Source organism: Streptomyces sp. SM1 (genome assembly GCF_002910825.1).
GTDB lineage: Bacteria > Actinomycetota > Actinomycetes > Streptomycetales > Streptomycetaceae > Streptomyces > Streptomyces okerensis.
In genome coordinates, this window is sequence record NZ_NEUB01000297.1 from 1 (window position 1) to 842 (window position 842).

The 842-nt window shown below is 77.8% G+C and carries 1 protein-coding gene; it reads right to left on the minus strand.

Annotated features, from left to right (window positions below):
• Positions 1 to 842 (minus strand): CoA transferase (locus B9S61_RS07160; protein WP_258039579.1); only part of this gene is annotated, 842 nt, incomplete at both ends.

Here is an 842-nt window from a genome sequence, read left to right on the forward strand (position 1 = left end):
CGTCCTCCGCCGGCCGCTCGGCGTCCTCCGCCGGCCGCTCGGCGTCCTCCACCGGCCGCTCGGCGTCCTCCACCGGCCGTTCGGCGTCCTGCGTTGGCCGTTCGGCGTCCTGCGTTGGCCGTTCAGCGTCCTGCGTTGGCCGTCCCGCTTGCTGCGCCGGCTGCCCTGCCCCCTCCGGCAGTCGCCCTGCTTCCTCCGGCGGCCGCTGCGGCCCCTCCGGCAGGAGTCCCGCCCCCTCCAGCAGCCAGGCCGCCGTTCGGGCCAGTGCCACGCGTACGAGCCTGCTGCCGCCCTCGTCCGTCTGGCCGGTGAGTGCGCGCAGGACCCCGGCCGCCAGCAGATACCCCGTGCCGTGGTCGAGCGCCTGGGCCGGCAGTGCGCCCGGCCGGCCCTCCATCCCCTCGACCGCGGCGATCCCCGTGGCCACCTGCACCAGGCTGTCGAACCCGCGCCGGCCGTCCCAGGGCCCGTACGCGCCCCACGCCGACAGCTCGGCCACCACCACTCCGGGCCGCCGCGCGGCGATCGCCCGCGGGGTCAGCCCGAAACGGTCGAGGGCGCCCGGGCGGTACCCGGTGACCACCACGTCCGCCGTCGCCAGCAGTTCCTCGAAGAGGCCCCGGTCGGACCCCAGGTCCAGCAGCGCCGACCGCTTCCCGAAACCGGTGTCGGCGTGCTGGTCGGGGAGTTCCGGCAGCCACGGGGCGTCCACGCGCAGCACGTCCGCGCCGAGCAGGGCGAGCGTGCGGGTGGCGACCGGGCCCGCGATGACCCGGGTGAGGTCCAGCACCCGCAGCCCGGCGGCCGGCAGCAGCGGGTCCCGGCCCACCCGCGTCAGCACC